Raw genomic sequence first — 3,579 nt, forward strand, 5'->3', positions numbered from 1 at the left:
CGGTGCACGGAGGGGCTCCGGGCGACGGGGCCGGGGGCGAGGCATGACGGAGCCGAACGACGGGGGCGCACCGGGCGGGCTGGACGCTGCCCGGCATGCGCTGCGTGAACTCGTCATGACAGCGACCGTGCGCATTCATCGCACAGGTGTCGGGTATGCCCTGGACGAGCCCGGCACCTTCCTCGGCAGCGGTTTCTTCATCGCCCCGAACTGGGTTCTGACCTGCGCACACGTGATACACGGCGAGGGGGGAGGCGAGGTCGAGGTGGTCTACGAGACCCGCCCGGGGCACGGCCCGTCCGCCGTCCCGGGCCGTGTCGCCGCGACCCTGCCGGAGCGGGTGGACGGGGTCGTACGGGGCAGCTGGCCGGCCCCGGACCTCGCGCTCGTCCGGCTGCGCCGGCCCGTCGGCCACGACTGCGTGTACGTATCGGAGCGGCCCGCCGCGCTCCTCAGCGACGGCCGCGTGTACTACGCGGGCTGGACCGTCACCGGAGGCCGGCTGCAGATCCTGGACGGGTTCCTGACCGTGCAGGGCACCATCGGCGGCTGGTCGGAGGGGGCGCAGATGCGGCTGGGCCACAACGACCTGCCGCCCGGCGTCTCCGGCGGGCCGGTGGTCGACCCGGTGCGCGGCGAGGTCGTGGGTGTGCTGAAGTCCCGTGCCGACCACGGCTCGGGCGGCACCTCCACCGGCATCGAGCGGCTGCGCACGCTGCGGGCGCCCCAGGACGCGGTGCGCAGCGAACACGACGACGTCTACCAGGCGGTCTTCCACGCCCACGACCGCTACCACCGCGACCGGCAGCAGCCCTCCGAGTCCAGGCGCCCCACCTGGGCCGACGTCCAGGGCGAGCTGGGTGCGCGGCCCGGCCGGACGCTCACCCCGCACGAGCGCAGCGAGCTGCTGGGCCGGCTGGCCGACCTGCCACCGCCCGCCAGCACCCGCGGCCTGCTCGACCTGCTGGACTCCCTGCCGAACTTCCGGCTGCCGTACCTGACGCCCGCCCCGCGCGGCTGGCGGGACGGACTCGGCGTGCTGTACGAGAACGTGCGGCACGGAGGATGCCTCCGGCTCGTCCTCGACTACGCGATGGCGGTGATGGCGGCCGACCGCCCGCCGACCCCGAGCGCGTTCGCCGCCGAACAGGCCCTGTGGGACTGGGTGAAGCAGGCCGCGACGAGCCTGGACAGCGGCTACCGCAACGCCCTCGCCCGGCGCCGGGCGGAGTGGCTCGGCGTGCGCCGCCGTACGTCCGTCGTGCTGCTGCCCGGGGCGCCCCCTCCCCGGCTGCCCGACGCCCCCGACCAGGTGTTCGACCCGCGGTCCGGCCCAGTGCTCGACAACTCCGCCCGCACCACCCCGCCGGACTCCGCGCGGGCCCCCGGCAAGGAGCCGTCCGTGCTGCTGGAGGTGGAGCGCCGGGGCTGGGAACCCGACCGCTGCGACTGGGCGGTCTGTGTGACCCGGCCCGACGGGGAGGTGACCCGGCTGGACGAGGTCGAGCGCACCCCCCTGGACGACCTCGCCGCGCGCACCGCCGCGCCACTCGCCGAGGCCTTCCGCCGCTGTGACGAACCCGGGCGGCCCGTGGCCCTGCACGTGGCGCTGCCGCACCTGCTGCTCGGTCTGCCCGTGGACGAGTGGCGGCTGGGGCCGGACGATCCGCCCCTGGGCGCCCAGCGCCCCGTCGTCGTACGCTGCTCCGACCGCGACCAACTGCTCGCCGGCAGCGTGGACTTCGGGCAGTGGGTCGCCCAGGAGGACGACGACCTCGAACGGCGGGACCGCTGGCGGCGGCTGCACGCCCAGGACGCCCGGGCCGAGGTGCTGGACTGCGACGACGGGGTGCGCCGGCCGGTGCCGGCCGTGGCCGACCTGCGCCGGCTGGCGCACCCGACCGTGCCCGTGCTGTGCCGCTTCGGCGACCTGCGCTACGAGGACGACGCCGACGCGCTCGGCAGGATCGTGCACGCGGGCTTCGGCGTGGCCCTGTGGCGCCGCCCCCGGCACTGGTCGGACTCCGTGTGCGGGGAGTTCCACCGGGGGGTCACCCTGTCGGTCGACGACGGGCACGGCGCCGCGTCCCTGCCCGACCTGGTGCACGGGCTGCGGATGAAGGTGCGCGCCGGGCTCCCGGAGGCCTACTGGGCCGACGGCATCGCGCTGTTGTACGACGACCCGCACCAGCCTCTTCCCGGAACAGGCGATCTGCTGGAGGCTCCCTGATGCCACGTGCCCTGCCCGTGCCACATCCTCTTACCAGGTGTCCTCGGGATCGATACCGTGATGCACGTTCGACGGCAGCCCTGGCGGACGAGTGACGACGAGGACCGGATCATGACCGAATCCAGCGAGTGGCTCATCTACCGAGGCGCCGGCGAACCCCACGACGGCATGTCCAGGCTGCCCCCGCCGCCGCCCTGGCGGGACTTCACCGGCCGGGACTCGGCGGCCGTCGGCGACGGTTCGCGGGACCGGCGGCTGGGCGCGCACCGGCACCTGGCGGAGCTGCACCGGCCCGGCGCCGAGGAACTGGAGATGATCAACGCGGCGCTGTATCTGCGCCGCCCGCTGCTCGTCACCGGCAGCCCCGGCGCCGGCAAGAGCACACTGGCCCACTCCGTGGCGTACGAACTGGGGCTCGGGGAGGTGCTGCGCTGGCCCATCGTCAGCCGCTCCACCCTCCAGGACGGGCTGTACCACTACGACGCCATCGCCCGCCTCCAGGACGTCCAGATCGCCGCGCAGGGCGGGTACGGCAGCGCCGCCGGCGCCCCCGGCTCCGTCGAGGCCATCGGCAGCTACATCCGGCTCGGGCCGCTCGGCACCGCCCTGCTGCCCTCGGACACGCCCCGGGTCCTGCTCATCGACGAACTCGACAAGAGCGACATCGACCTGCCCAACGACCTGCTGAACGTCCTGGAGGAGGGCGAGTTCGGGATACCGGAGCTGGAACGCGTGGCGGACCGGCTGCCGGACGGCGAGGCGGAGGTGCTCACCGCCGACGGCACCAAGGTCCGCGTCCGCGACGGCCGGGTACGGTGCCGGGCCTTCCCGTTCGTGGTCCTCACCAGCAACGGCGAACGGGACTTCCCGGCGCCCCTGATGCGCCGCTGCATCCACCTGGAGCTGGAGCGGCCCGACCACAAGCGGCTGGCCACCTTCGTGCGGGCCCACCTCGGCGACGAGGCGGCGCGCGCCGGCGACGACCTGATCTCCCGCTTCCTGGAGCGCTCCCGCAGCGAACTCCTCGCCGCCGACCAGTTGCTGAACGCGATCTACCTCACCGACGCGGCCGCACCGCCCAGTCGCGAGCGCCTCGCCGACCTGCTCATCCAGCGGCTCGACCGGCCGAGGTGAGTCACCGATGTCCGACGCGACCGCCCGCCACGGCCCGGACTCCGACCCCGACCACACCTCCCTCCCCGACCACGGCTTCGGGCCCGGATCCGGCGTGGAGCCGGCCGGAGACGGTGGTGGGGACCTCGTTGCCCTGCTCGTCGCGCGATTGCGGCAGGCCGGCCTGGATCCGGACGCCGAAGGGGTGTGCGACGCGCTGTGGCTGGCTCGCTGGG

Annotated in this window: 3 protein-coding genes; all 3 read left to right on the plus strand. The window is 74.6% G+C overall.

Translation table 11 applies throughout. The features are described from left to right. Nucleotides 1-43: 43 nt before the first annotated feature. The gene (locus tag ACLU3S_RS36265; RefSeq protein WP_413956232.1) at nt 44-2,230 is read left to right on the plus strand and encodes a trypsin-like peptidase domain-containing protein; all 2,187 of its coding nucleotides are present in this window, start codon (nt 44-46) and stop codon (nt 2,228-2,230) included. A 111-nt stretch (nt 2,231-2,341) separates the two neighbouring features. Further along, a complete protein-coding gene (locus ACLU3S_RS36270; protein ID WP_413956233.1) occupies nt 2,342-3,364 on the plus strand; it encodes an AAA family ATPase in 1,023 nt (340 codons plus the stop codon). A gap of 7 nt (nt 3,365-3,371) precedes the next feature. Then, a partial coding sequence (locus ACLU3S_RS36275; RefSeq protein WP_413956234.1) for a hypothetical protein occupies nt 3,372-3,579 on the plus strand: 208 nt, incomplete at its 3' end.

This window comes from Streptomyces sp. AF1A, assembly GCF_047340315.1.
Classification (GTDB): Bacteria; Actinomycetota; Actinomycetes; order Streptomycetales; family Streptomycetaceae; genus Streptomyces.

Coding starts and splice junctions, on each gene's coding strand:
- ACLU3S_RS36265 (WP_413956232.1), top strand. CDS start 44: ATGACGGAGCCGAACGACGGGGGCGCACCGGGCGGGCTGGACGCTGCC.
- ACLU3S_RS36270 (WP_413956233.1), top strand. CDS start 2,342: ATGACCGAATCCAGCGAGTGGCTCATCTACCGAGGCGCCGGCGAACCC.